Source organism: Asanoa sp. NPDC049475 (assembly GCF_040676915.1).
Taxonomy (GTDB): domain Bacteria; phylum Actinomycetota; class Actinomycetes; order Mycobacteriales; family Micromonosporaceae; genus Asanoa.
Window position 1 is genome coordinate 734,075 of sequence record NZ_JBFAPY010000005.1, and the last position, 24,983, is coordinate 759,057.

29 protein-coding genes are annotated in these 24,983 nt (G+C 71.5%); 14 read left to right on the top strand and 15 right to left on the bottom strand.

Features of this window, described 5'->3' with window-relative positions:
* Nucleotides 1–13: 13 nt before the first annotated feature.
* Together AB0J88_RS23420 and AB0J88_RS23425 are read right to left on the bottom strand one after the other, a co-directional pair.
* The gene (locus AB0J88_RS23420) at nt 14–670 is read right to left on the bottom strand and encodes a response regulator transcription factor (RefSeq protein WP_364358987.1); all 657 of its coding nucleotides are present in this window, start codon (nt 668–670) and stop codon (nt 14–16) included.
* A complete protein-coding gene (locus AB0J88_RS23425; protein WP_364358984.1) occupies nt 658–1,842 on the bottom strand; it encodes a sensor domain-containing protein in 1,185 nt (394 codons plus the stop codon). Before AB0J88_RS23425 ends, AB0J88_RS23420 begins: the two co-directional genes overlap by 13 nt.
* 171 nt (nt 1,843–2,013) lie before the next feature.
* On the opposite strand from AB0J88_RS23425, the gene AB0J88_RS23430 reads away from it, so the two are divergent.
* The 5 genes from AB0J88_RS23430 (at nt 2,014) to AB0J88_RS23450 (ending at nt 6,651) form a co-directional block, all read left to right on the top strand.
* A complete protein-coding gene (locus tag AB0J88_RS23430; RefSeq protein ID WP_364358981.1) occupies nt 2,014–2,772 on the top strand; it encodes an ABC transporter ATP-binding protein in 759 nt (252 codons plus the stop codon).
* The gene (locus tag AB0J88_RS23435) at nt 2,759–3,451 is read left to right on the top strand and encodes an ABC transporter ATP-binding protein (RefSeq protein WP_364358978.1); all 693 of its coding nucleotides are present in this window, start codon (nt 2,759–2,761) and stop codon (nt 3,449–3,451) included. Before AB0J88_RS23430 ends, AB0J88_RS23435 begins: the two co-directional genes overlap by 14 nt.
* Before the next feature lie 23 nt (nt 3,452–3,474).
* A complete protein-coding gene (locus AB0J88_RS23440; RefSeq protein ID WP_364358976.1) occupies nt 3,475–4,719 on the top strand; it encodes an ABC transporter substrate-binding protein in 1,245 nt (414 codons plus the stop codon).
* A 70-nt stretch (nt 4,720–4,789) separates the two neighbouring features.
* Nucleotides 4,790–5,671 carry a branched-chain amino acid ABC transporter permease gene (locus AB0J88_RS23445; RefSeq protein ID WP_364358973.1) on the top strand — a complete coding sequence of 294 codons (882 nt, stop codon included), beginning with the start codon at nt 4,790–4,792 and terminating at the stop codon, nt 5,669–5,671.
* Entirely contained in the window at nt 5,668–6,651 is a 984-nt protein-coding gene (locus AB0J88_RS23450) for a branched-chain amino acid ABC transporter permease (protein ID WP_364358970.1), read from the top strand. Before AB0J88_RS23445 ends, AB0J88_RS23450 begins: the two co-directional genes overlap by 4 nt.
* A 358-nt stretch (nt 6,652–7,009) precedes the next feature.
* Here AB0J88_RS23450 and AB0J88_RS23455 read toward each other — a convergent pair whose 3' ends face one another.
* Both AB0J88_RS23455 and AB0J88_RS23460 read right to left on the bottom strand, forming a co-directional pair.
* Nucleotides 7,010–7,759, bottom strand: a complete 750-nt coding sequence (locus tag AB0J88_RS23455) for a DUF2470 domain-containing protein (protein WP_364358967.1) — start codon at nt 7,757–7,759, stop codon at nt 7,010–7,012.
* A 78-nt stretch (nt 7,760–7,837) separates the two neighbouring features.
* Nucleotides 7,838–8,134 (bottom strand): DUF1540 domain-containing protein, encoded by a 297-nt coding sequence (locus tag AB0J88_RS23460; RefSeq protein ID WP_364358964.1) that lies wholly within the window; start codon nt 8,132–8,134, stop codon nt 7,838–7,840.
* Between the two features lie 375 nt (nt 8,135–8,509).
* On the opposite strand from AB0J88_RS23460, the gene AB0J88_RS23465 reads away from it, so the two are divergent.
* Both AB0J88_RS23465 and AB0J88_RS23470 read left to right on the top strand, forming a co-directional pair.
* Nucleotides 8,510–8,926, top strand: a complete 417-nt coding sequence (locus AB0J88_RS23465) for a methylglyoxal synthase (RefSeq protein ID WP_364358961.1) — start codon at nt 8,510–8,512, stop codon at nt 8,924–8,926.
* A 76-nt stretch (nt 8,927–9,002) separates the two neighbouring features.
* A complete protein-coding gene (locus AB0J88_RS23470) occupies nt 9,003–9,503 on the top strand; it encodes a hypothetical protein (RefSeq protein ID WP_364358958.1) in 501 nt (166 codons plus the stop codon).
* Between the two features lie 53 nt (nt 9,504–9,556).
* Here the strand turns inward: AB0J88_RS23470 and AB0J88_RS23475 are convergent, their stop codons facing one another.
* The 3 genes from AB0J88_RS23475 to AB0J88_RS23485 form a co-directional block, all read right to left on the bottom strand.
* The gene (locus AB0J88_RS23475; RefSeq protein WP_364358955.1) at nt 9,557–10,798 is read right to left on the bottom strand and encodes a trypsin-like serine protease; all 1,242 of its coding nucleotides are present in this window, start codon (nt 10,796–10,798) and stop codon (nt 9,557–9,559) included.
* Nucleotides 10,799–10,923: 125 nt separating this feature from the next.
* Complete coding sequence (locus AB0J88_RS23480; RefSeq protein WP_364358952.1) at nt 10,924–11,742, bottom strand: enoyl-CoA hydratase/isomerase family protein; 819 nt, start codon at nt 11,740–11,742, stop codon at nt 10,924–10,926.
* 5 nt (nt 11,743–11,747) lie between these two features.
* Entirely contained in the window at nt 11,748–12,278 is a 531-nt protein-coding gene (locus AB0J88_RS23485; protein WP_364358949.1) for a carbonic anhydrase, read from the bottom strand.
* Between the two features lie 130 nt (nt 12,279–12,408).
* Between AB0J88_RS23485 and AB0J88_RS23490 the strand changes: the two genes are divergently transcribed.
* Entirely contained in the window at nt 12,409–13,086 is a 678-nt protein-coding gene (locus tag AB0J88_RS23490; RefSeq protein WP_364358946.1) for an adenylate kinase, read from the top strand.
* Here the strand turns inward: AB0J88_RS23490 and AB0J88_RS23495 are convergent.
* Genes AB0J88_RS23495 through AB0J88_RS23505 form a run of 3 tightly spaced genes read right to left on the bottom strand, consistent with a single transcriptional unit; the run spans nt 13,072 to nt 15,421 of the window.
* The gene (locus AB0J88_RS23495) at nt 13,072–13,707 is read right to left on the bottom strand and encodes a maleylpyruvate isomerase family mycothiol-dependent enzyme (protein ID WP_364358943.1); all 636 of its coding nucleotides are present in this window, start codon (nt 13,705–13,707) and stop codon (nt 13,072–13,074) included. The two genes, AB0J88_RS23490 and AB0J88_RS23495, sit on opposite strands and share 15 nt — an antisense overlap.
* 33 nt (nt 13,708–13,740) lie before the next feature.
* Nucleotides 13,741–14,769, bottom strand: coding sequence for a hypothetical protein (locus tag AB0J88_RS23500; RefSeq protein ID WP_364358940.1), 1,029 nt, complete (start codon nt 14,767–14,769; stop codon nt 13,741–13,743).
* A gap of 58 nt (nt 14,770–14,827) precedes the next feature.
* Nucleotides 14,828–15,421, bottom strand: a complete 594-nt coding sequence (locus AB0J88_RS23505) for a TetR/AcrR family transcriptional regulator (RefSeq protein ID WP_364358937.1) — start codon at nt 15,419–15,421, stop codon at nt 14,828–14,830.
* Between the two features lie 84 nt (nt 15,422–15,505).
* On the opposite strand from AB0J88_RS23505, the gene AB0J88_RS23510 reads away from it, so the two are divergent.
* The 3 genes from AB0J88_RS23510 to AB0J88_RS23520 are packed head-to-tail and all read left to right on the top strand — an operon-like array spanning nt 15,506 to nt 17,058.
* Nucleotides 15,506–16,072 (top strand): TetR/AcrR family transcriptional regulator, encoded by a 567-nt coding sequence (locus AB0J88_RS23510; protein WP_364358934.1) that lies wholly within the window; start codon nt 15,506–15,508, stop codon nt 16,070–16,072.
* Entirely contained in the window at nt 16,062–16,682 is a 621-nt protein-coding gene (locus AB0J88_RS23515) for a maleylpyruvate isomerase family mycothiol-dependent enzyme (protein ID WP_364358931.1), read from the top strand. The genes AB0J88_RS23510 and AB0J88_RS23515 overlap by 11 nt, the downstream gene beginning before the upstream one ends.
* A gap of 22 nt (nt 16,683–16,704) precedes the next feature.
* Nucleotides 16,705–17,058 carry a cupin domain-containing protein gene (locus AB0J88_RS23520; RefSeq protein ID WP_364358928.1) on the top strand — a complete coding sequence of 118 codons (354 nt, stop codon included), beginning with the start codon at nt 16,705–16,707 and terminating at the stop codon, nt 17,056–17,058.
* On the opposite strand, the gene AB0J88_RS23525 is transcribed toward AB0J88_RS23520, so the two are convergent.
* Nucleotides 17,055–17,798: an SDR family oxidoreductase gene (locus AB0J88_RS23525; RefSeq protein WP_364358925.1), complete on the bottom strand. Its 744-nt coding sequence runs from the start codon at nt 17,796–17,798 to the stop codon at nt 17,055–17,057. The genes AB0J88_RS23520 and AB0J88_RS23525 overlap by 4 nt on opposite strands.
* Nucleotides 17,799–17,895: 97 nt before the next feature.
* Here AB0J88_RS23525 and AB0J88_RS23530 point away from each other — a divergent pair, with 97 nt between their 5' ends.
* Nucleotides 17,896–18,195, top strand: coding sequence for a DUF1905 domain-containing protein (locus tag AB0J88_RS23530; RefSeq protein WP_364358922.1), 300 nt, complete (start codon nt 17,896–17,898; stop codon nt 18,193–18,195).
* Here the strand turns inward: AB0J88_RS23530 and AB0J88_RS23535 are convergent.
* On the bottom strand, nt 18,192–18,755 hold the full coding sequence (locus AB0J88_RS23535; protein WP_364358919.1) for a hypothetical protein: 564 nt from the start codon (nt 18,753–18,755) through the stop codon (nt 18,192–18,194). The two genes, AB0J88_RS23530 and AB0J88_RS23535, sit on opposite strands and share 4 nt — an antisense overlap.
* 53 nt (nt 18,756–18,808) lie before the next feature.
* Between AB0J88_RS23535 and AB0J88_RS23540 the strand changes: the two genes are divergently transcribed.
* Nucleotides 18,809–19,837: a hypothetical protein gene (locus tag AB0J88_RS23540; protein WP_364358916.1), complete on the top strand. Its 1,029-nt coding sequence runs from the start codon at nt 18,809–18,811 to the stop codon at nt 19,835–19,837.
* Between the two features lie 106 nt (nt 19,838–19,943).
* Nucleotides 19,944–22,100 (top strand): catalase/peroxidase HPI, encoded by a 2,157-nt coding sequence (gene katG, locus AB0J88_RS23545; RefSeq protein WP_364358914.1) that lies wholly within the window; start codon nt 19,944–19,946, stop codon nt 22,098–22,100.
* 56 nt (nt 22,101–22,156) lie between these two features.
* On the opposite strand, the gene AB0J88_RS23550 is transcribed toward katG, so the two are convergent.
* The 3 genes from AB0J88_RS23550 to zwf are packed head-to-tail and all read right to left on the bottom strand — an operon-like array spanning nt 22,157 to nt 24,928.
* Nucleotides 22,157–23,179: a hypothetical protein gene (locus AB0J88_RS23550; RefSeq protein ID WP_364361306.1), complete on the bottom strand. Its 1,023-nt coding sequence runs from the start codon at nt 23,177–23,179 to the stop codon at nt 22,157–22,159.
* Entirely contained in the window at nt 23,176–23,508 is a 333-nt protein-coding gene (locus AB0J88_RS23555) for a helix-turn-helix transcriptional regulator (protein WP_364361473.1), read from the bottom strand. Before AB0J88_RS23555 ends, AB0J88_RS23550 begins: the two co-directional genes overlap by 4 nt.
* 46 nt (nt 23,509–23,554) lie before the next feature.
* A complete protein-coding gene (zwf, locus tag AB0J88_RS23560; protein ID WP_364361308.1) occupies nt 23,555–24,928 on the bottom strand; it encodes a glucose-6-phosphate dehydrogenase in 1,374 nt (457 codons plus the stop codon).
* Nucleotides 24,929–24,983: the final 55 nt, after the last annotated feature.

Sequence of the window (24,983 nt, forward strand, 5' to 3'; positions counted from 1 at the left end):
ACGTCCATGGTGGTCATTCGCCCGAAGGGGATTCCAGGTAGTTCAGCACCGCCAGGACGCGGCGGTTGTCGTCCTGGTCAGGGTAGAGGCCCAGTTTCCCGAAGATGTTGTTGATGTGCTTGTTGACCGCCTTCTCGGTCACGCCGAGGCGGCTCGCGATGCCGGCGTTGGCGCGGCCCTCGGCCATGAGCCGCAGCACCTCGCGCTCGCGCGGCGTCAGGCGCGCGATCGTCTCCTCCTGGCCCCGCCGGGACAGCAGGTCCGCGACCACGTCCGGGTCGAGGACCGTGCCGCCGGCGGCCACGATGCGGACCGCCTCGACGAAGCGGGCCACGTCCGCGACCCGGTCCTTCAACAGATAGCCCAGAGCGCCCTGGCCGTCCGACAGCAGCTCGCGCGCGTAGAGGACCTCGACATGCTGAGAGAGGACCAGGACCGGGAAGCCGGGGGTACGCGCCCGCGCCTGCGCCGCCACCCGCAGCCCTTCGTCGGTGAACGACGGTGGCAGCCGCACGTCGACGATCGCGACGTCCGGCGACAGCTCGGCGATGGCCGTGCGCAGCTCCGGGGCCGTGGCGGCCGCGGCCACCACCGTCTCCCCGTACGCGGTCAGGATCCGGGCCAGGCCGTCGCGGAGCAGGGTCTGGTCCTCGCCGATCACGACCCGCACGGAACCTCCATCGCCAGTACCGTCGGGCCGCCCGGCGGGCTGGTCACCGCCAGCCGGCCGTCGAACGCGCCCAGCCGCTTGCACACCCCGGCCAGGCCGCCGGCGGGTGGGATGCCGGCGCCGCCCGTGCCGTCGTCGCCGACCTCGACCAGCAGGTTCTCGGCTCGGGCGCGCAGGTTGACCCACGCGCGTGTCGCGCCGCTGTGCTTGGTGACGTTGGCCAGCGCCTCCGCGATCGCGAAGTAGAGCGCGGCCTCGACCGGCGCCGCCGCCCGCACTCCGGGGTCGGCGAAGACCGTGGTCGGCACCGGCAGTACGACCGCGAGTGCCCGGACCGCCTCGACGAGCCCGCGTTCGGCCAGCACCGGCGGGTGGATGCCGCGAACCAGCCGGCGCAGGTCGGCGAGGGCCTGGCCACTCGTGTCGCGGGCCTCGGCGAGCAGCGCCTCCGCCCTGGCTGGGTCGGTGCGGACGAGCTGCTCGGCCAGGCCGATGGTCATGCCGAGCGCCGCGATCCGCGCCTGGGCGCCGTCGTGCAGGTCCTTCTCGATGCGACGGAGCTCGGCGGCACCCGAGTCGAGCGCGTCGGCCCGGGTCACCTCCAGGCGGTCGACCCGCGCCTCCAGGGCATAGCGGGGCGGGCTGAGCAGCGCGGCGCTGAACTTCGCGTGCAGGTCGAGGAAGGCGGGCGCGCCGGCGATCAGGACCGCCACCGCGAGGACGCCGATGCCCACCGCAACCGGCCAGAACTGGTGCTCCGAGCCGACCGTCAGCACCACCGGGGCGATCACGAGCCCGAGGCCGGCCCACGCGGTCAGCACGACCGGCACCAGGCCCATCGCGGTGCCGACGGGCACGTTCAGCAGGAGCCAGAGCAGGTCACGCCACACCGCCGGGTCGGTGAGCTGGCGCAGGCCGTGACCCGGGCCGCGATACGGCCGGTCGATCCGCACCCCGGACCAGGCCCGGCTGCGCTCGCGCTGGGCGTCCGCGGACCGCCGGACGGCGGCGAGCGCGCGGGGTGCCAGCAGCAGGCCGACGCCGAGCGGCAACAGGGCGATCGAGATCACGGCGGCGACGAAGAGGAGCAGGCCGCCGAGCGAGCGTGCCGCGAGCTCGATACCCCGCAGGCCCGCCTCGCGTGCTGCCGCGACCCGGTCTTCCCACTCCATCGTCCGCCCATTCTCCCGCGCCGTGGCGCCGCTGTCGGTAGGGGAAACCCCACCTTCGTCCCATCGATTCGGGTCGTTTTGTGTGGGCCATCGACATATCGACCCACACCCATCCGCTCGTAGGTTTTGCACCTCGCCGCGGTGTGGCACGCGACACAGACAGGAGGCGCGATGGTCGAGACGGTGCTCGCCACCCACGCCCTGACCCGCGACTTTCGCGGGTTCCGGGCGGTCGACGGTGTCGACCTGGCCGTCGCGGCCGGCACCGTGCACGCGCTGGTCGGCCCGAACGGCGCGGGCAAGACTACCTTGTTCAACCTCTTGACCGGATTTCTCCGGCCCACCTCCGGGCGCATCGAGGTGGGTGGCCGCGACATCACCGGGCTGCCCCCGGAACGGATCGCCGGCCTCGGCGTGGCCCGCTCGTTCCAGATCACCAGCCTGTTCCCGATGCTGTCCGCCCGCGAGCACGTGGAGCTCGCCCTCCAGGGCCGGGGCCGGCTCGGCTGGCAGTTCTGGCGCTCGGCGAAGCTGCTCGGCCGCTTCCGGGAGCGGGCCGACGGGCTGCTCGCCATGGTCGGCCTGGAGGACGAGGCTGACGTGCCCGCGGCCGCCCTCCCGTACGGCCGCAAGCGCGCCCTCGAACTGGCCCTCGCCCTGGCCCTCGACCCGGTCGTGCTGCTGCTCGACGAGCCGACCGCCGGGATGGGCCTGGAGGACGTCGACCGCACCGTCGAGCTCGTCGACCGGGTCCGCGCCGGCCGCACGGTCGTGCTGGTCGAGCACAACATGAGCGTCGTCGGGCGGCTCGCCGACCAGGTCACCGTGCTCCAGGCCGGCCGGGTCCTCGCCGAGGGTGGCTACGCCGAGATGCGGGCCGACGAACGCGTGGTCACCGCGTACCTGGGGGCCGCTGATGCTGAGGGTTGAGGGACTTCGCGCCTGGTACGGCGAGGCCACGGTGCTGCGCGACGTGGCGCTCACGGTCGCACCCGGCGAGGTGGTGACGCTGGTGGGGCGGAACGGTGCCGGCAAGTCCACGCTGCTGCGCTGCCTGATGGGCCTGCACCCCGGCCAGCGCGGCACGGTCACGCTCGACGGGCGCGACCTCGGGCCACTGCCGCCGCACCGGAGGGCCCGCCTCGGGCTGGGCTGGGTGCCCGACGACCGCGGCGCGTACGCCTCGCTGACCGTCACCGAGAACCTCACCCTGCCACCCGCGGTCGGACCCGATCCGTGGCCGCTGGCGCGGGTCTACGAGCACTTCCCGGTGCTGCACGAGCGCCGGGACTCCGCGGCGACCCAGCTCTCCGGCGGCGAGCAGCAGATGCTGGCCCTGGCCCGGGTGCTCCGGATGGGCGCGCGCCTGCTGCTCTGCGACGAGCCGACCGAGGGGCTCTCGCCGCTGCTGGTCGCGCGCGTCGGCGACATCATCCGGCAGGTCCGCGACCAGGGCACCGCGGTGCTGCTGGTCGAGCAGAACCTGCGCTTCGCGACCGGGGTCGCCGACCGCCACCACCTGCTCGCCGAGGGCCGGGTGGTTGAGACCCTGCGCAACGAGGAGGTACGCGAGCGCGAAGGCGAGCTGCTCGCGTACCTCGGCATCTGATTCGACCTTTGGGAGGCGACACAATGGATAGACGCGCTGGTGCGGCGGTGGTCGGTGCCCTCGCGCTCCTGCTCTCCGGTTGCGGCGGAGGGGGACCGCGGAGCTCGGGCGACAGCAAGCTCTCCGGTGACCGGATCGTGCTCGGGGTGCTCAACGACCAGTCGGGTGTCTACCTGGCGCTGTCCGGGACCAACTCGGTGAAGGCCGTGGAGATGGCGATCGCCGACTTCAAGGCCAAGCACGGCGGCGACGCCATCACCGAGGACATCACGGTGGAGACCGCCGACCACCAGAACAAGCCGGACGTGGCCAACACCAAGGCCGCCGAGATGTACGACCGGCTCGGCGTCGACACGATCCTCGACGTGCCCACGTCGTCGGCGGCGCTGAAGGTGGCCGACGTGGCCAGGGAGAAGAAGAAGCTCTACTTCAACATCAGCGGCGCGACCACGGACCTGACGGGCAAGTCCTGCAACAGGTACACGTTCCATTACGCGTACGACACGTACATGCTGGCCAACGGCACCGGTAGGACGGTGACCGAGCAGGGTGCGAAGAACTGGTACATCGTCTACCCGAACTACGCGTTCGGGCAGGACATGGAGAAGAGCTTCTCGACCGCGGTCACCGGCGCGGGCGGCACGATCGTCGGCAAGGACGCGACGCCGTTCCCGAACGACAACTTCTCCACCTTCCTGCTCAAGGCGCCGACGCTGAACCCGAAGCCGGACGTGCTCGGCACCATGCAGGCCGGCGGCGACCTGGTCAACCTGGTCAAGCAGTACAACGAGTTCAAGCTGCGGGAGAAGGGCGTCGGCCTGTCGGTCGGCCTGATGTTCCTCACCGACATCCACTCGCTGACCCCGGCGGCGCTCGCCGGCACCACGTACACGGACGCCTGGTACTGGAACTTCGACGCCGAGAACCGCGCGTTCGCCGACCGGTTCCTGAAGGAGACCGGGTCGCGGCCGACGTTCGCGCACGCGGCCAACTACTCGGCCGCACTGCAATACCTGGAAGCCGTGCAGGCGGCCGGCACCGACGACGCGGACGCGGTGGTCAAGCAGCTCGAGGGAAAGAGCGTCGACGACGTGTTCCTGCGCAACGGAAAGATCCGGGCGGAGGATCACCGGGTCATCCACGACGCGTACCTGGCCCAGGTGAAGCCGGCCGCCGAGGTCACCGAGGACTGGGACTACGTGAAGATCCTCAAGACGATCCCGGCCGCGGAGGCGTTCCGGACTCCCTCGGCCGACTGCAAGCTATGAGCGAGCGAAGCGAGCGCGGTCAGCTCAGTGTGCCGCGCTCATGCGCCCGCGAGCGAAGCGAGTGGTCGCAATGAGTGCTTTCCTGCAGCACACGTTCGACGGGTTGGTGAGCGGGGCGTTTCTCGCCCTGCTCGCCCTCGGCCTCGCGGTCATCTTCGGGATGCTGCGGGTGGTGAACTTCGCCCACGGGGCGTTCTACATGCTCGGCGCGGTCGGCACCTACCTGCTGCTCACCGAGTTCGGCATCCCGTTCTGGTGGGCGCTGCTCGTCGTGCCCCTGGTCCTGGGCGCTGCGGGGATGGCGGTCGAGCGGGCGCTGGTGCATCCGCTGGCGCGGCTGGACCCGCTCTACAACTTCCTGCTCACCTTCGGCCTCACGCTGGTGCTGCAGGACCTGGTCAAGCTGCGATACGGGACACAGTCCAGCCCGTACGCCACCCCGTCCGCCCTGGCCGGCACCGTCGACTTCGGACTCTTCGACTTCCCGGCGTACCGCGTCTTCGTCCTGGCCTTCGCCGTCGTGGCCTGTGTCGCGGTCTGGTGGCTGCTCGGGCACACCCGGGTCGGCATGGTGGTGCGGGCCGCGACCGAGCGCCCGGAGCTGAGCCGGGCGCTCGGCATCGACGTCGGGCGGTGGGTGACACCGGTGTTCGGATTCGGCATCGCGCTGGCCGGCGTCGCGGGTGTGCTGGCGGCCCCGATGCGCGCGGTCAATCCCCTGATGGGTGCCGACCTGGTCATCGTGGTCTTCGCGGTCGTGGTGATCGGCGGCCTGGGCTCGATCTTCGGCTCGGTGGCGGCGGGCTTCGGCATCGGCCTCGTCCAGGCCTGGGGAGAGTCCTATCTGGACCGATGGCCGATCGTGGCGCAGACGTCGGTCTTCGTCATCATGGCGGTGGTGCTGCTCTGGCGCCCGGCCGGCCTGTTCGGGCGCGAGGAGGCACCGGCATGAGCATCGTGACCCGTCCCGCGCCGTCGGTGGTGCGCGCGGTCGCCGGGGCGCCCAGGTGGCTGCGCTGGGCCTTGCTGACCGGCGGTCTGGCGGTCGCGCTCTGGCTGCCCAACGGGCTGTATCCGGCCGTCGCGGTCGACATGCTCTGCTGGGCGCTGTTCGCGGTGGCGGTCGACCTGCTGCTGGGCTACACCGGCCTGCTCTCGTTCGGCCATGCGGCGTTCTGGGGCACGTCCGCGTACGCAACGGGCCTCGTCGCCATCCACCTAGGCGCGCCGTTCCCGGTCGCGGTGCTGTCGGGCGCGCTGATCGCGGCGGTGCTGGCCGTGCCGATCGGCTACCTGGCGGTCAAGCGCACCGGCATCTACTTCGCGATGGTGACGCTGGCCTTCGCCCAGATGATCTACTACATCGCCAACAACCGGCGCGGCCTGACCGGCGGCGAGAACGGCCTGCAGAGCGTGCCCCGGGAGTTGCTGGGCCTGGACCTGACCGACGCGTACTACTTCTACTACGCGGCGCTGCCGGTGGTGCTGCTCGGCCTGTGGGCGGCGTGGCGGATCGTCAACTCGCCGTTCGGCCGGGTGCTGGTGGGCATCCGCGACAACCCGGCGCGGGCTCGGGCGCTGGGTTACCCGGTGCATCGCTACAAGCTGCTGGCGTTCGTGCTGTCGGCCTTCATCGCGGGCCTGGGGGGAGGCCTGTTCGCGATGGCACACCGTTTCGTCACCCTCGACACGCTCCACTGGACCACCTCGGGCAAGGCCGTGGTGATGGTCGTCCTGGGCGGCATCGGCACGCTGTGGGGCGGGGTGCTGGGCGCGGGCCTGCTGGTGCGGCTGGAGGACTGGCTCTCGTTCTCGGGCTTCGAAGCGGTCGGCCTGGTCACGGGCGGGCTGTTCGTGGTGGTCGTGCTGGTCTTCCGCCGCGGCCTGTGGGGCACGGCCACGGACGTGCTCCGCCGCCGCTTCGGCCGCTAGGCCAGACCTGGACGAGCACGTCCTAACGACCCTACGTTGCAGGCCTGCCAGGGCCCGTAGCAGTGGGCCGTCAGCGGTGGGCCGTGATCGTGCGTGAGCTATCTGGAAGATCCAGGGCCGAAACGTTGATCGTGTGCGCCAGATCTGGTCGACACGCCGTCCCAGGACCAGACCAGCCACACCCGATCAAGGCCCAGCCTCGTCCGAGACCAGACCAACCACACCCGATCATGGCCCGCGCCGCCAACAACCACCCCGGTCACGACGCACCCCCGCCATAGCCCGACCGACCAACCCGCCTCGGCGGTCCGAGCCAGTCAATTCACGCACAGCCCGGCGGTAGGTAGGACCTACTCGTCTAGGCCTGAGCCGCGTCGGTGGAGGCCAGGGCGGCCAGCTCGCGAGACAGCTCGTCCTCCGTGGCGACCCGGGACGTGAACGGCAGGCGCACGTCCTGGTGGTCCTGCCGTCTCTCGGCCCGGACGGTCAGCCCGTCGGCGTCGATCGCCACCGGTGCGAGCCGGGCGTGCGCCGGGCGCCAGCCGGCCGGCAGGCTCAGGTGCTCGACGCCCAGGCCGTCCGGCCCGACGAGCTCGTGCAGGAACCTGGACTCGACGGCGGCGACGGGATCGGGCCGTGCGGCGCGATAGGCCGGCAGGGGAACGTCCCCGGCGGTCGAATGGCGCTCGAGGTGCACGCCGACCGGCTCGACCGCCCAGAGCGCGACCGGCGGCAGGTCGAGCAGCGACGCGACGGTCTCGGCGTCACAGTCGTCCAGGGACGCCGGGTCCAGCGCTCGCACGGTGCCCGTGACGGTCAGGCGGGCACGTACCCGGCACCGCACGCGAACCGGCACCACCGAGGTCAGCTGGAGTCGCACGCCGTCGCGTCGGCCGCGGGCCGCGACGAGACCGCCCCCGAGCGGGGTCATGGCGTCGACCGCGAGCGCCACCGAGCCGTCGGGGAGCACGGCGTGGGCGGCCATGAGCTCGGTGACCGTGTCGCCCGTGTGCAGCAGCAGCGAGCTGGACAGCGCGAGGACGGACCGTGCGGCGACCGCGTCGTCGGCGGGGACGCCGTCCGACATGCGGCTGGCGTCGGGCGCCATGCGGCCTCCTTCGTCGGGGTCAGGCTGGCTGCAAGCTTAGCCTTGCCTAACTCCCGATGGGAAGGAGGCCGTCCCTGGTCAGGCCGGTTGGTAGGTCAGGCAGTCGCTCGCCGTGGCCCCAGGACCGATCTTCACCGACTTCGCCGTGCACGCCAGGTTGGTGTTGTGCACACACTGCGTGCGCGCGCAGGCTCCGACCGTGCCCGTGACGTCGGCGATGCCGCCGCGCACCGAGGACTCGACGAAGGTCGCGCACGAGGCGGAGTCGCCGGCGGAGGCGACGGTCACGGCCGGCGCGTGGCAGCCCCCGTCGTTGAAGCTGCAAGCGGTGGCGGCGCATTCGCGAACGGCTGGCATCTGCAAGAGGGTTCTCATGTGACGTCCTCCGTTTTTCTCCATTGTTCGCGCCCATGATTCGGGGTGCGATCAACGGTATCAACAAATGGCTGGGCACACCCTCGCAACGCACCGTGCCGCCTCGAATCCGCGAGCATATCCGCAGGTCAAAGCCGTTTTATTTGAATGCGGATGATTGGGCGGGAAATGGCGTCTGGGGCGGCTGATGCGCCAATCAATAGGTAAGGCTCGGCTAATTCAGGAAAGGCAACGCTAACCAACCCGCCCGGCTTTTCTCCTGCCGCGCCCGCCGCGCGGACGTTGTGGGTCAAATCACCTATCCAGGAATTTATGCCACCGATACGACCCCGAAACGTCACGGCGTGACGCTGGTGGACGAGGGAAGGGGACGCCATGCAGTCGCGCAGCGGTATCGCGCTCGTCGCGCACGACAGTTGTAAGCAGGACATGGTCGACTGGGCACGGTTCAACCGCAGGACGCTGTCCGAGCACCGGCTCTTCGCCACGGGTACGACCGGCGGCCTGCTCGTGGCGGAAGTCGGGCTCTCCGTCACCCGGCTGCGCAGCGGCCCGCACGGCGGTGACCAACAGATCGGCTCACGGATCGCCGAAGGCGACGTGGACCTGCTGATCTTCTTCTGGGACCCGTTGGCCGCTCAACCCCACGAACCCGACGTGCGCGCCCTCCTGCGGCTCGCGGTCCTGTCCAACATCCCGGTCGCGTGCAACCGCGCGACGGCCGACTTCGTGATCTCGTCGCCCCTGCTGACGGGCCGCGACCCGTGGACCCCGGAGCTCGTGCCGGCCTGAGGAGCCTCGGGCGCGTCCAACCGGTACGGTGCGGAGGTCGCGGAAATCAGAGACGGTCTATGCCGGGTCGGGTGGGATGAAGAGGCGCGCTCTCGTGGTGTCGGCCGCTGCGGCGGTCGCCGTGGCGTTCGTCGTCGGCGTGGTCTGGTGGATTCGCGCCGGTTCGGGTTCGGGCTCGGGTGAGCGGCTCACGGACGCCGGCCGGGAGATCAGCAAGGACGGCGTCAGCGTCGTGGTGCCCGCGGCCTGGCCGAAGAACCGGCTGGAATGCGGCACCCCGGTGGCCGACACCTACGTGCTCGATCCCGGCAACGTGCCGACCTGTGCGCTCAGCCCGGAGCCGAAGGTCAGCTTCGTGGCGCTGCGCGAGTCGGACCTGTCCGCGGATCCCGCGAACGCGGCGGCCGCGACGCCGGCCGAGATCGGGGGAGTGTCCGTGCGCACCGGAGCGGACACCCTGCCGGACGGCCGCGCCCGGTGGCTGGCGGTGGTTCCGGATCGCGACATCGTGGTCGAGGTGGTCTCGGCCGACCCCGGCCTGGTCGCGTCGATCTCCGGTTCGGTGCGGATCGACTAGTCCGGCGGAGCGCGCACCGCTCCGCCGGACCGGTCCTATGTGGAGAGAGGCTGTCAGCCGACCGTGATGGTGAACCCGGTGTGACCCACGATCTGGGTCATGTCGGCGAAGTACAGTCGCCAGAAGCACGTGGTCGCGATGCCGGTGCAGGTGGTCGTCTTGGACGGGTCCGCGGCCGACTGCACGCCTAGGGCGATGACCCGGTTCGGGTCACTGTGCAGCCGGAAGACGGGTCCACCGCTGTCGCCCTTGCCGACCGCGTTGGCCTGGTCGTCGCGCTGTGCCTCGACACCGTTGGTGACGATGGTGCCGGCGTCGAGGGCGTACGTGACCCACTTCAGCGTGATGCGGATGCTGCAGCGGACGCCGGAGTAGCTGCCGGACTGGCAGATGTACTGACCGACCTCGGGCGGCGACCAGCCGGCGACGCCCTTGGAGAACTCGCCGATGCCCTGTCCGGTCGGGTCGACCCCGCCGTCGTAGATCCGGCCCCGGTGGTCCGACACGGGGATGAACAGTGCCTCCAGGTCGGCCTTCTTGTAGTTGGCGGTGCCGACCGCGATCTTCGGGAAGTAGGTGCCGCTCGGCGTGGTGAACGCGTTGCCGGTCGAGCCGCAGTGCCCGGCGGTGAGCAGCACGTTCTGGTTGTTGCGCCGACCCGCGAACGCGGTGGTGCAGCGGGCGACGGTGTTGGTGCCGACGGGCCGCTCGATGGTCGAGCCGCCCCAGAACGGCACGGTGTCGGCCCACCGGCCGGTCGAGACGGGCGCGCCGCCGACCTCCAGCGACGCCGGGACGGCGGTCATCGAGCGCGCCGCCGCCAGCCTGGCGGTCGACGTGACCCGGACCCGCAGGCCGCTGCCGTCGGCGAGCGGCGCCGCCAGGACGACGCCGGACGTGGTGCCTGTGGAGACGAGTCGCGTGGCCTCGGCCTTGAGCTCACGCAACGCGTACGCCGCGGGCAGGACCTTGACCGGGACGCTCTGCCGGAGCTGCTTGACGACCGTGCCGACCGCGGTCGGCGGCGTGCCCTTCCAGTAGAGGCGGAGCTCGGTCGAGCCGACGAGCTCGATCCCGGCGAAGTTGGACCGGTCCTCGTCGACGACCGCACGAAGTCTCGTGGCGGCATCGACCAACGGCCGTTGACGAACCTGGAGCTCGTCGACGGCGCCACCACCCGGCCCGGGCTTGGACGCGGCCGAAGCCGGCCCGGTGACGCTGACCAGCGTCACGATCGCCACGGTCGTGGTGACCAGCGCGCTGCGCACAGCGCGCGTGACGGACGTGGAACTCACTGCCAAGACGGCCCCCAACCACTCATCGAGCGTGAATTCATGAGTGGAAGAGTATCGATGTCTGAGAACGCTCCTCGTACCCGTGACGTGATTAGTTCTGATTGACCGATCTTCGGGGTCGGGCGTCAGTACTCGACGGAACGGGCGCCCAGGCGTGCCTCGAGGTCGCCCGGCTGTTGCAGGCCGGCGGCGAAGGCGTGCTCGGCCCAGGCCTGGTAGCGCGGGCCACCGAGCCGGTCCGCGAAGGCGGCGGACTGGGGCGGGAACTCGTCGTCGTCGGGCAGGGTGATGGCGTCGACCCAGCCCTTGAGCTCTGCCAGCGTCCGGCGGTCGAACGTCGCGACGCGGCGGGCGAACGCGGTGACGAAGGCGTCCAGGTCGGCGTCGGGTACGGCTCGGTTGACGTAGCCGTAGCGCTCGGCGAGGTCGCCGTCGAAGTCGTCGGCGCCGGCCAGGATCTCCAGGGCGCGGCCGCGACCCACGAGGCGCGGCAGGCGCGCCGGCGCACCTCCGCCCGGCGGGACGCTGCCGGCACCCATCTCGAACTGGCCGATCAGGGTGCGCTCCCGGCTGGCGAAGCGGATGTCGGTCGCCAGCAGGAACTCGCTGCCCGCGCCGCGCGCCCGGCCGCGGATCTTGCTGATGGTCAGGACGGGCAGCTTGCTCACGCGCACGCAGATGTCGACGAACGGCTGCTGCCCGGTCGGCGGTGGCGGTTGGTCCGCCAGGAGCGAAAGGTCGTCGGCGAGGTCCCAGTGCGCGATGAAGTAGTCCGGGATCGCACTCTCGAAGACGATCACCGCCAGGTCCGGGTCGTTCTGCGCGGCGTCGAGCAGGGCGCGCATCTCGATGACCAGTTGTGCGCCGAAGACGTTGACGGGTGGGTTGTCGAACGCGGCGCGCCAGAACGACGGCGACTCCTTCGAGATGCGCAGCTGTGCCATGCGGATCACTCCTCGGGCTGGACGGTGGGGACGACGACCTCGACAAGTCCTGTGTGGACGTCGTACACCAGCCCGGACACCGGGATGCCGGGCGGCATCGCCCGCCTCAGGAGGTCCACGTCGAGCCTGACCGACGCGTACGGGTCGAGGACGGCCTTCGTGGGCAGGTCGGCGGCCGGGATCTCGAAGTAGTCGGCAAGCAGATCCGGGAAGGCGTCCAGATCCGTGATCCCGCAGTCGGTGTGGTGGAGGACGACCAGCTGCCCGCCGCCCCGGGGCTGCCCGGCGGCGCGCGCCTGGGCGACCTTCGCCAGCATCGCACACGAGCGCAGGGCGCCAGGGGTGACGCGGCCGCCGACGTTGCGCATGACCACGGCGTCGCCGTTGCGGAGGCCGAGGACGTGGGCGGGATCGACCCGCGGGTCTACGCAGCCGATGACGCGCAGGCCGCCGGTCGAGCGGAGTGGGACGTCCTCGAACGCGTCGCCCGCGGCGAACGCGGCGTTCCGTCTGAGCAGTTCGTCAGTGTCGATCACAGCAGACTCCTGGACGTGTCGCTTTCGAGCCTAGCGAGGCACGCACAAACAGAGCAGCCATTCTGTTTAGTGGCGGTAATCACACCCTGTCAGGGTGCGGGCGCGAGGGATACTGGTGCGGGCACAGAGCATGACGAAGGGGCCGATGATGCGGGTGCTGATGGTCGCGCCGCCAGGTGCGGGCAAGGGGACGCAGGGCGCGGTCATCGCGACCCATTTCGGCATCCCGCACATCGCGACCGGCGATCTCCTGCGGGACCACGTGGCGCGCCGCACAGCGCTCGGCCGGGCCGTCCAGACCCACCTCGACCAGGGCGAGCTGGTGCCCGACGAGATCGTGCTGGACATGGTTCGCGAGGCGCTGGCAGAGGCCGCCGCGGCCGGTGGCGGGTTCGTGCTCGACGGCGTTCCCCGCACGATGGCGCAGGCGCGGGCCACGTACCAGATCGGCCTGGAGCTCGGCATGACCGCGGACGTCGCGCTGCACCTCAAGGCCGACGACCAGGAGCTCGAGCGCCGGCTGCTGGCGCGCGCCGCCCTGGAAGGCCGGTCCGACGACACGGTGGAGACCATCCGCCGCCGGCTGCGGGTCTACCACGAGCTGACCCACCCCATCGTGGCCTGGTACGGCGAGCGGGGCATCCTCGTCACCGTCGACGCCATGCGCCCCGCCGACCAGGTCGGCCGGGAGATCCTGGCCGCGCTGGAGGTCATGCGCTCCTTTGTGGACCGCTCACCGCAGGAGCCCAGGCGGGCCGTCGACCTCAGCGGCCTGGGCGCCGCGTTCGGCGAGCTAGCGCCCTCCTGAGCAGCGCTCCCGCATCGTCGGCGCGCCGGGGCCGGTCAGCTCCTGGCCGTAGACCGGCCGGCCGGCCATCACCATCGTGAGGGCGAGGGTCGTCCCGCTCACCACCGGGCCGGTGCCGGTCGCGAACGGCCCGTCGGTCGCTTCCAGGCGCAGTCCCTTGGACATGGTGCGGCCGGCGACGGTGAAGTCGCGGCCGGCGTAGAACCGCGCGACCTCGGTGACGGTCGCCACCGGCGGCGAGTACGACAACCCGAGCGGCCGGCGGATGTCCTCGCCGTGGACGACGACCTCACCCAGCCAGGCGGCGGTGTCCCGGGTCGGCGCCGTCGTGCTGGTGACGATCCGCCGGAACCGCGCGAGGGTCTCCTCGGGCGTCGCGCCGCGGTGCTCGGCCATCCGGCGCTGGTTGTGCACGTCGGCGTTGAACCTGGCCCCCACGATGCTGACCAGCCAGCGCGCCATGGTGATGCTCGCGGCGGCGGTCAGGTGGGCGACGACCTCTTCGACCACCCACTGACCACAGAGGGTCGGGTGGGCCCACTGCTTGTCGTCGAGGCCGGCGAGGTCTTCGGCGAGTGCGCCACGCTCCGCGTGGACGGCGGGCCAGAGCGCGTCAGCCATCGAGTCCTCCAACGGTGGTGGTCCTCGATCGTGTCACACCTCGGCCGTCCGTCCGGCCCCCGAACGGGCGACGGCGCGGCGATGGTGACGGCCGCCGCGGACGGGCGGGTCGGCGTCGTCCAGGTGGACGTCGAACGGCGTCCGCCTGTTGTGCCGGCGCCCGGCCAGGCAGTAGGCAGCGAGACCCAGCAGAGCCCACGCCACGAGTACGACGATGGGCCGGGTGATGGCGGCGCCGTCGAAGAACGAGACGTTGCGGAGGAGAGTCCCGGTCGCGCCGGGCGGCAGGAGCTGTCCGAGCGCACCCCACGGGTGTGGCAGCATCTCCGGCGCGCTGGCCTGGCCGGAGAGCGGGTTGCCCAACAGGATCAGGGTCAGTGCCGCGATCGCGATGCCGCCGCCACGCAGCAGTCGCTCGAAGCCCAGCACGAAGTAGCACGTGGCGGCGAGCCCCAGCGCCGCGGCGCCGGAGGTGGCCCAGTAGTTGGTGTCGAACGTGCCGATCGCGAAGAGCGTCCCGCTGAGCGCGAACCCGCCGGCGACGCCGAACGCCGCGGCCACGATCAGGCGGTGCCAGGCGCCGACTACCAGGGAGATGATCCCCATCGCGGCCAACCAGCCACCGAGGGCGATGGGCAGGGCTCCGGCCGCGAGTCCCAGCCCCTTCGGGTCGCCGGTGGTCAGCGGCCTGAGGTCGTGCACGGTGACCGGCAGCTTCATGGCGGCGCCGACCTGTTGCGCCACCTGCGTGAGAGAGGCGGCGACGGCCGAGCTCGCCGCCGAGGCGATGTCCAGCGTCAGGCCGTCGTCGTCGACGACGAAGGCGCCGTACGCGTCGCGGTCGAGGATCTTGCGCTCGGACGCAGCCGTGGAGCCGACCATGCTGACGTCGAACGCGCCGGGGGCCGCCTGGTCCAGCGTCGCCTTGAGCCAGATCTGGGCCGGCCCGGTGCCCGTGGCCGCGACCGGCACGTCCTTGACCGCGGTGTTGGCGCCCGGTAACGCGAAGGCCGTGAGCAGGATGACCATGACTATCAGCAGGCCACCTACGGTCGCCGCCATCTTTCGAACCGTGCTGGGCATGCTCCGACTACCTCCGTGACTTAGATACGAACCGTATCTAAGCTGACCCGGAGTTTCGTCGCAAGCTGCGCGAAGTGAGTAACGGCACCGCGATCTCGTCGACGATCGTGTCGAGCGTCTCCTCCGTCATGGCGCCCACGATGACCACCTCGTGCCGGACGAGATTGAGGGCGAGCGTGACCACCCGGGGAGGCAGGGGGGAGTCGCCGAGCTCGCCGCGCGCCCGCGCCCGGTCCAGCAGGGGCTCGATGATGTCCGCACCTCGGGCGAACAGCAGGTCGCGCAGCGCCTCGCCGGCGGAGCGGTCGAGTTCGGCCAGCAGGCTCAGCAGCGTCTGCCGGCCCGCGCGCTCCATCATGGACGCGGCGACGCGCAGGAACGCCTTGAGGTCCCCGGAGAGGCTGCCGGTGTCGGGCGGCAGGGTCAGGCCGGGCCGCGCCTCGAGGGAGGCGTCCAGCACCATGGCCGCCTTGGTGGGCCAGCGCCGGTAGAGGACGGGTTTGCTGGTTCCCGCGCGGGCCGCCACCCCGTCATAGGTGGTGCCGGCGTAACCGTGCTCGGCGACCTCGGCGAGAACCGCCTCGTGGATGGCCCGCACGAGCTCGTCGCCACGTCTGCGTCTCGGGGTCATTCCGGCCTCTCGTGTCTCGCGCCGTCGAGCGTACCAGCGTCACTACGCTTGTAGTTGATCACACTACAGACGTAGTCTGCGGAGGTGAGTCGCCGCACCGACGTCCTCGACGCCGCGATCGCCCTGCTCGGCACCGGTGGGGTCCGCGCCGTGACCCACCGTGCCGTCGACGTCGAGGCGGGTCTGCCCGCCGGCGCCACCTCCAACCTCTTCCGCACCCGCGACGCCCTGCTCGGCGCGGTGGTCGAGCGGTTCGCCGAGCGGGAGAAGGCCGCCTGGGACGACCTCGCCGCGCGGGACACACCGGGGTCACCGGCCGAGCTCGCCGCGGTGATGGCGGCCGTCGCCCGCGCCGCCGTCGGTCCACACCGGACGCTCACGCTGGCCCGCTACGTGATCCTGGTCGAGGCCGCGCACCATCCGGCGTTGCGTGCGCCGTTGCTGGCGGCCGGCAGACGAGTCGACGACTGGTTCACCACGTGGCTGCGGGTGGCCGGGTCGACCGACGCTGAGCGGGACGCTCCGATCCTGATGAACGCGTACAGCGGCCTGATCCTGCACGAACTGGCGAGCCCCGACCCGAACTTCGACCCTCGCGGGCGGCTGACCCCGCTCGTCGAAGCGCTGCTGGGAGGCACCGATGGACCGTGACGAACTGTGGCGCGTCGTGGACGACCAGCGCCGCACCCTGGCCGACCAGCTCGAGGAGCTGTCCGACGAGGAATGGCGACGGCAGTCGCTCTGTGCGGAGTGGACGGTCCGTGACGTCACCGCGCACCTCACCCAACAGCACGTCACGCTCGGCACCCTGCTGGTGGGCGTGGCCCGCGCCCGCGGCAACGCCGCCCGGGCGAACCGGCTGGCCATCGACGCCAAGGCGGCGGAGCCGACGGCCGCGCTGATCGCGGAGATCCGGGGCCACATCGGATCGCGCCGCCACGTGCCGGTCGTGACCGAGAACGAGGCCCTGATCGACGTCGTGGTGCACGGTCAGGACATCATGATCCCGTTGGGCCGCCGCCACGACGTGCCGGCGCACGCGGCCGCGGCGGCGGCCGCCCGGATCTGGTCCCGCCCGTGGTTGTTCAAGGCCATGAAGAGCCTGCGGGGGTACGGGTTCGCGGCCACCGACACGGCGTTCCGCGCCGGGTCCGGGCCGTTGGTGCGGGGTCCCGCCATCGACATCCTGCTGCTGATGACCGGGCGACGGGTGGGGCTGCGGGGGCTCACCGGGCCGGGTGCGGACGCCCTGCGCGGGTAACGTCGGGAGGGGGGTGGTTGCCATGGAGCGCAAAACCTTCGACACGCCCGACGAGAAGCGCATGTTCGAGGGCAAGGGATTCGCGGAGCTCGTCACGATCGCCGGACGGCCGGTCAGCAAAGGCACCTTCGAGCCCGGCTGGCGCTGGACGACGAACCTGGGGCCGATCGCCGGCACGCCGAGTTGCCAGACCTCACACCTGGGCTATGTCCTGTCCGGCCGGATGCGGATCATGACGGACGCCGGTCAGACGCTGGAGTTCGGCCCGGGCGACCTGCTGGCCGTCGAGCCGGGCCACGACGCCGAGGTGCTCGGCGACGAGGCCTGCGTGATGGTCGACTTCGGCGAGATCGGCGACTACGCCAAACGCGGCTAGCCCCGCGCGGCGCGCCAGTCGGACAGCGTGGTGGTGGCGATCCGTGCGCCCGGCCCGGGAACGAGCGAGTTCTGGGCCAGCACCGCGCCGAAGTAGTCGGCCGTCGGATCGGCCACCACCTCGCGCGGGTCGTTGGCGGGGAGGTTCGACCGGATCACCTGGTCGAACCGGGACTGCTCGGGCCCGGCCACCTCGACGACGCCGTTGACCGGCGTGCCCAGCGCCACGTCGGCCACCGTGCCGGCGACGTCGTCGGCCGCGATCGGCCGGAACGCGACCGGCGCCAGGTGGACGGTGTCGCCGTCGGTCGCCGCGTCGGTCATCGCCTTGAGGAACTCGAAGAACTGGGTGGCCCGCACCACGGAGTACGGCACGTCCGACTCGGCGACCATCCGCTCCTGCGCGACCTTCGCCCGCATGTATCCACTGTCGAGCATCCGGTCGGCGCCGACGACCGACAGCGCCACGTGATGGCGTACCCCCGCCGCTGTCTCGGCACTGCGCAGGTTGCCCATCGAGGTCTCGAAGAATTCCAGCGCCGCGTCGCCGTCGAACGACCGTGAGTTGGACACGTCCACGACGACCGATGCGCCGTCCAGCGCCTCGGCCAGACCCTCGCCGGTCAGTGTGTTGACCCCGGTGTTCGGCGCCGCGGCGACCACGTCGTGGCCTCGGTCCCGCAGCAGGGTCACGACCTTGGAACCGATCATCCCGGTCCCGCCGATGACGTCGATCTTCATCCGGACCACCCCCCGTTCGGAACCTCCATCGTAACGAGGGGTTACCCGGACGGTGGATGGGCTGTGACAGCGGGTGATCGCGGTGGATACTGCAGTTGTGGCTGGTACCCGAGGTGAGCAGGGTGGAGCGCTCGACAAGCAGTTCTCCGCGATGTTGGTGAAGAGCCCGGCCAAGGGCGGACACACCTATGTGGTCTGGCCGGAGTCGGTGGGCTTCTTCGGCACGCGCGGCCTAGTGAAGGTGCGCGGCACCATCGACGGACACCCGTTCCAGAGCTCGTTCATGGCGATGGGCGACGGCCGGCACAAGCTCCCGGTCAAAGCCGAGGTCCGCAAGGCCATCGGCAAGGAGGCCGGCGCCACCGTCACGGTCGTCCTCGCGGAGCGCCTCGCCTAGACCCAGGCGATGCCATGCCCGCCGTCGACCGGCCAGGCCGCAAGCCCCGACGCGGTGACGACCGCGTCGACACAGGCCTGACTGCCGCCGACGTAGGTGGTGGTCAGGTCGACGTCGGTGGCCACGCACCAGGCCCGGTCCGCCGGCCACCACAGGCTCGGACTCTGGTCGCCCGGCGCGACGGCCATCGACACCGTCGCCGCCTCCACCAGCGGGCCGCGCAGCAACGGCATCGTCCGCTCCGGCATCGCGACCGTCGCCGTCGGCGGCACCGCCGAGCGCGCGAAGCCGTCCCATACCGCGAAGTAACAGTCCGTCGTGGACGTGAACCGGCGCAGGACCCGGACCAGTCGATCCGCCTGGGCGGCCGGCAGCGAACCCTGCCTGGGCTCGCTGTCTGCACTGTCGGCGGCGTGCACGAGGACCGCGTAGGCGTCGAACCCGACGGGCACCAGCGACGTCACGACGTGGTCGGCGAACGGTCGCACGCCGCGCACGACCCAGTGGGCCGCCGTCGCATCGGCGACCGGCCGGAGGCTGCCGAGCCCGGCCCGCTCCATTCCCTCACTGTGGCGTGGCCTTGCGAAGATCGGAAATGGTTTACCGTTTCGTCATGCGGGTGGGCTGGCGGGATGTGGTCGCTGTCGGGTGTGCGGTCGGTGCGGCGGTTTTCTGGGGAATTGACCTCGCGTTCTGGCAGCCGTTGACCGAGCGGTCCGGCGAGCTGGTCCTCTTCTCGTACGCCGAGAACAACACCTACTGGGCTCGCGACCTCAGGTTCAGCGCGGTCGTCGCGATCGGGCTGGCGATTCTGCTCGCCGGTCGGGGCGCGCGGCTGTCCCGGTGGGCCGCCCTCGGGGTCGGCGCGACCTGGATCGGGGCCGACCTGCTGCTCAACCGGGCCGACGTGCACGGCGACGTGGCCGCCGTGGTGCTGTCGGTGGCCGGGGCGGCCGCGGCACTGGCCGCGGCCCTCGTCGTGCGTCGCAAGACCCGTGGCGACGAGGGGGAGCGCCGGCCGTTGGCGCTGGGTGCGGCGGTCAGCGCCGCCCTCGCCCCGCTCGTCGCCGGCATCGAGTCGCCGACCGACACGGAGGCGGCGCTCACACCGGCCGCGGTGACGCTCGGCGCCCTGCTCACGGTGCTGACGCTGGGCCTCGCCCTGGCCGCAGCCCCTGAGCTGACGGCGATGCACCGGATCACGACCGGCGCGGTCCTGGTCGCGGCCGCCGGCGGCCTGGCCCTGGCCCGGGTGCTGGAGCCCGGCAGCCAGCTCGGGTCGATGATGCTGCTCGGCACCGTGCAGCTGACCGCGGTCGGACTGCTGACGGGCGCGTTGCCGCGGGGAGCGATGGCGTGGCTGAAGCAGCTGCCGAAGCTGCTGGTCCCGCTCGTGCTCTATCCCGCGCTGGTGCTGTTCACGGTGCTGGTCACCGCGTACCTCGTGCGCGTGCCCGCGTGGTTCACCGCGCTCGGCGGCAACGTCCCCGTCAATGCCGCCGACTCCGACACGCTGTACGCGCTGACCGGCGTCGTGAGCGGCCTCCTGATCGGCTGGCTGTTGCTGGTCATCGAGCGCGCGCTGGTCGTACCCGAGCGGGTCGAGGCCCCTCGCGAAGCCGAGGCCGTCGCCCGTTCGTGACGCGGGCCACCGGTCGCGGGCAGAACCACACCGCGCCTTTCTTGACTCAATCCAGAAAAGTGTCCAGACTTTCCCCGGCATCTTTTTGATCTCGAGGAGAGCGAACGTGGCACGTGATAACCAGGTCCAGGCGAGGTCGAACCGCGACTGGTGGCCGAACCTGTTGGACCTGACCGTCCTCCACCAGAACCCGCCGGCGGGTAACCCGATGGGTGCCGGCTTCGACTACGCCGCGGAGTTCCAGACCGTCGACCTCGCGGCCCTCAAGGCCGACATCAACGAGGTCATGACGACGTCGCAGGACTGGTGGCCGGCGGACTACGGCCACTACGGCCCGCTCTTCATCCGGATGGCCTGGCACAGCGCCGGCACCTACCGGGTCAGCGACGGCCGCGGCGGCGCCGGCTCCGGCGAGCAGCGTTTCGCGCCGCTGAACAGCTGGCCCGACAACGGCAACCTCGACAAGGCGCGGCGCCTGCTGTGGCCGGTCAAGAAGAAGTACGGCAAGAAGGTCTCCTGGGCCGATCTCATGGTGCTGGCCGGCAACGTCGCCCTCGAGTCGATGGGCTTCAAGACCCTCGGCTTCGCCGGCGGTCGCGAGGACGTCTGGGAGCCGGAGCAGATCAACTGGGGTACGGAGGACACCTGGCTCGGCGACGCGCGCTACAGCGGCGACCGCCAGCTCTCCAACCCGCTCGCCGCGGTCCAGATGGGTCTGATCTACGTCAACCCCGAAGGCCCCAACGGCAACCCGGACGCGCTCGCCGCGGCCCGCGACATCCGCGAGACCTTCGGCCGCATGGCGATGAACGACGAGGAGACCGTCGCCCTGATCGCCGGCGGGCACACGTTCGGCAAGGCGCACGGCGCCGGCCCGGCGCACAAGGTCGGCGCCGAGCCCGAGGGCGCGGCCATCCACGAGCAGGGCCTCGGGTGGAAGAACGCGCACGGCACCGGCAAGGGCGCCGACGCCATCACCAGCGGCCTGGAAGGCGCCTGGACGGCCACGCCGACCACCTGGGACAACACCTTCTTCGAGACGCTGTTCAGCTTCGAGTGGCAGCTCACCGAGAGCCCGGCCGGCGCCAAGCAGTGGGAGCCGACCGACCCGGCCGCCGGCGACCTCGTGCCGGACGCGTACGACCCCTCCAAGCGCCACGCGCCGATGATGCTGACGACCGACCTCGCGCTGCGAGTCGACCCGATCTACGAGGAGATCTCGCGCCGGTTCTACGAGAACCCGCAGGAGTTCGCGGACGCGTTCGCCAAGGCGTGGTTCAAGCTGACCCACCGCGACCTGGGCCCGATCCAGCTCTACCTCGGCAGCGAGGTGCCGGCCGAGCCGCAGCTCTGGCAGGACCGCGTGCCGGCCCTCGACCACGAGCTCGTCTCCGACGCCGACGTCGCGGCGCTCAAGGAGGCCGTGCTGGCCTCCGACCTGACCGTCGCCGAGCTCGTCGGCACCGCCTGGGCGTCGGCGTCGACGTTCCGCGCCACCGACAAGCGCGGCGGTGCCAACGGCGGCCGCATCCGGCTCGCGCCGCAGCGCGAGTGGGAGGTCAACGACCCCGCGCGGCTGGCCCGGGTGCTCGGCACCCTTGAGGGCATCGCCGCTGAGTTCAACGCCGCGCAGACCGGCGGCAAGCGCATCTCGATCGCCGACCTGGTCGTGCTCGCGGGTGGGGCCGGAATCGAGCGGGCCGCCCGCGCCGCCGGCCGGGAGGTCGTGGTGCCGTTCACGCCGGGCCGCACCGACGCCACGCAGGAGCAGACCGACATCGAGTCGTTCGCGGTCCTGGAGCCGACCGCCGACGGCTTCCGCAACTACCTCGGCAAGGGCCAGCAGCGGCCGACCGAGCAACTGCTGGTCGACCGGGCGCAGCTGCTCTCGTTGACCGCGCCGGAGCTGACCGTGCTGGTCGGCGGCCTGCGGGTGCTGGGCGCCAACGCGGGCCAGTCGACGCACGGCGTGCTCACCGACCGGCCGGGCGCGCTGACGAACGACTTCTTCGTCAACCTGGTCGACTTCGGCGGCACGACGTGGACGCCGTCCGAGGACGAGGAGACCTTCGAGGGTCGCGACTCGGTCACCGGCGAGCCCAAGTGGACCGCCACCCGCGCCGACCTGATCTTCGGCTCGAACTCGGTGCTGCGCGCGCTGGCCGAGGTCTACGCGAGCGACGACGCGGAGGAGAAGTTCGTGTCGGACTTCGTCGCCGCCTGGGTCAAGGTCATGAACCTGGACCGGTACGACGTCGCCTGACGGTTCGTAGCGAAGGCGCCGCGCGACCCCCGTGGTCGCGCGGCGCCTTCGTCGGGTCAGCCCGCGCGGTCCGCGGCCCGCCCCAGCTCCATCAGCCGGACGGACTGGTCGCGCCACTGGGTCAGGACGGCACCGAGTGCCAGCGTGGCCAGCGGCACCACGATGAGCAGGGTCCATTGGATCGGGACCAGGTAGATCGGGTGGCCGATCCAGCTGTTGGAATACGCCCAGCCGCTCAGGGTCAGTTTGACCGTGGCCACCAGCGTGACGACCGGGGCGGTCAGGACGACCAGTCGCCAGCGGACGGTCGCCGGCAGCGTCAGCACGGCCACGCCGGCGATCAGAGCGGCCACGGCGATCGTGGCCAGCATCACCGTCAGCGTCAGGTCGGACGGGTGTTCCATGCCGTAGGCGACGTAGATGGTGTTCGACTCGAGGTCGTACCACGTGCCCCGTTGCCGCCAATGGTTGTAGACCGGGATCGCCTGCACCACGGACAGCCCGCCGACGAAGGCCGCGAAGCGCTGCCACCGCAGCACCGCGAGCGCCCGACGGCGCGGCGCCGGCAGGGTGAGGGCGCCGGCGGCGACGGCGCCGAGCGCCAACGGCCCGAACAGGTTGACGGTGCTGACCGGATCCGTGTCGTAGGAGCCGGCGATCAGCACGGCCTCGCCGAGGACCGTCGCCCAGGCCAACCCGGCGGCCGTGCGTCGCCGGCCGGCCACGATCGCCAGCACGACGGCGGCCCAGGCCGCGGTGCGGATCGCCAGCTGCGGCCCGGCCATGCCGACCGGGTCGAGCAGCCGGGCGAGTCGTTGCGACAGGAGCACGATCGCGGCGAGCAGGCCGAAGACGGCGGCGGCGTCCTGCCAGGCCGGCGCGGTCAACGCCGTGCGGACGGCCCCGCCGCGGTAGGCCAGGCCCGACGCCACGATGTTGACGGTCTCACCGAGCGTCGGCCGGCGCTGGCCCTCGCGCGCGCCGGCGACGAGGACCGCGAGCATCTCGTCCTCGTATACCCGGCGGTGCGACCACGGGTACCACCTCAGCAGCCGCCGGTAGCGCCGTTCCAGGCTCACGCGAGGCCCTCCTTGGGCAGCAGGCCGCTGCGGCGCAGCCGGGTGGCGGCCGCGGTGGCGTTGCGCCGCAGCCGGGCGGTCTCCTCGGCCAGCGCCTGCGCGCCCACGCCGGTCAGCCGGTAGTAGCGGCGCAGCCGGGACTGGACGACCTCCTCGTGGTCGACCTCGATCAGCCCCTCGGTGCGCAACCGGTCGAGGACGCCGTAGAGCGTGCCGGCGCGCAACCGCACGCGGCCGTCGGAGATGCGCAGCACGTCCTCGACCACGCCGTAGCCGTGCTGTGGCGTCGCGGCCAGCGCGGTGAGGATCAGGAACGTGGGTTCCGTCATGGACATGCCCGGGAGCATATATCGGCTCACGGTATATATCGAGAGGCTAGTTCGTGGGGTCGTGCCAGCCGCCGTGGCTGGCGGTGAGGACGCGCGCCTGGTCCGGTCCCCACGTGCCCGGCTCGTAGGGCAGGGGCGCCGACGAGTCGTCGAGCACCGGTTCGACGACCGCCCAGGCGGCCTCCACGCCCTGCTCCGTGGTGAACAGCGACGCGTCTCCCGACAGGGCGTCGCCGAGCAGCCGCTCGTACGGCGGCAGGTCCGGCGTCGCCGGCCGGTCCATGGCCGCGAGCTCGACGTCGTGGCCGTGCATCGGCTCGCCGGGCGCCTTGACCGTGACGCCGAGGCAGATCGCGCCGTCCGGACCCAGCCGGAACCTGACGTAGTTGGGTGGGTGGTCGCGGTCGGCCGCGGCGAGCGCCGCCGGCGGCCGCCGCAGCCGCACGACGACCTCGGTGGCCGTCACCGGAAGCTCCTTGCCCGCCCGGATGAAGAACGGCACGCCGGCCCACCGCCACGTGTCGACGTGGGCGCGCAGTGCCACGAACGTCTCCACGGTGGAGTTGGGTGCGACCCCGTCCACCGCGAGATAGCCCGTGAACTGGCCGCGGACCACGTCGTTGTGGCGGAGCGGCGGCATCGCCCGCAACACCTTGGTCTTCTCGACGCGGATGTCCTGGTGGCCGTACCCGCCGGGTGGCTCCATCGCCACCAGGCTCAGCACCTGGAGCAGGTGGTTCTGCACCACGTCACGGACCACGCCGGTCTTGTCGTAGAAGGCGCCGCGGTCGCTGACGCCGAACGTCTCCGCCATCGTGATCTGCACGGAGTCGACGTAGAAGCGGTTCCAGAACGGCTCGAGCAGCGAGTTGGCGAAGCGGAAGTAGAGCAGGCCCAGCACGGCGTCCTTGCCGAGGAAGTGGTCGATCCGGTAGATCGCGTCCTCGGGGAAGATGCCGTGCAGGAGCGCGTTCAGTTCGCGCGCCTCGGCCAGGTTGCGGCCGAACGGCTTCTCCACGACCACCCGGCCGCCTGTCGCGCAACCGGAGTCGTGCAGAGCCGTCGCCACCGTGCCGAACATCGCGGGCGGGATGGCCAGATAGAACAGCGGCGCCTTGGCGGACCCGAGCTCGGTCTTCAGTGCCTGGAAGGTGGCGGGGTCGCGGTAGTCGCCGTCGACGTAGCGGAGCCTCTCGACCAGCTTCCCCACCGTGTCCGCGTCGGTGACGCCCGCGTCGGCCAGGCTCGCGCGAGCGCGCTGGGCCAGCTGCTCGCGGTCCCAGCCGGCCTTCGCGACCCCGATCACCGGCATGGCCAGCCGGCCCTGGGCGACCAGACCCGCGAGGGCGGGGAAGATCTGTTTGTACGCGAGGTCGCCGGTGGCGCCGAAGAAGACCAGAGCGTCTGCCGCTGTGCCCACCCGCGCGCCTCCCCGCCCCCCGACGACCGAGTCACGGTCATTCTCTCGCGTGCGG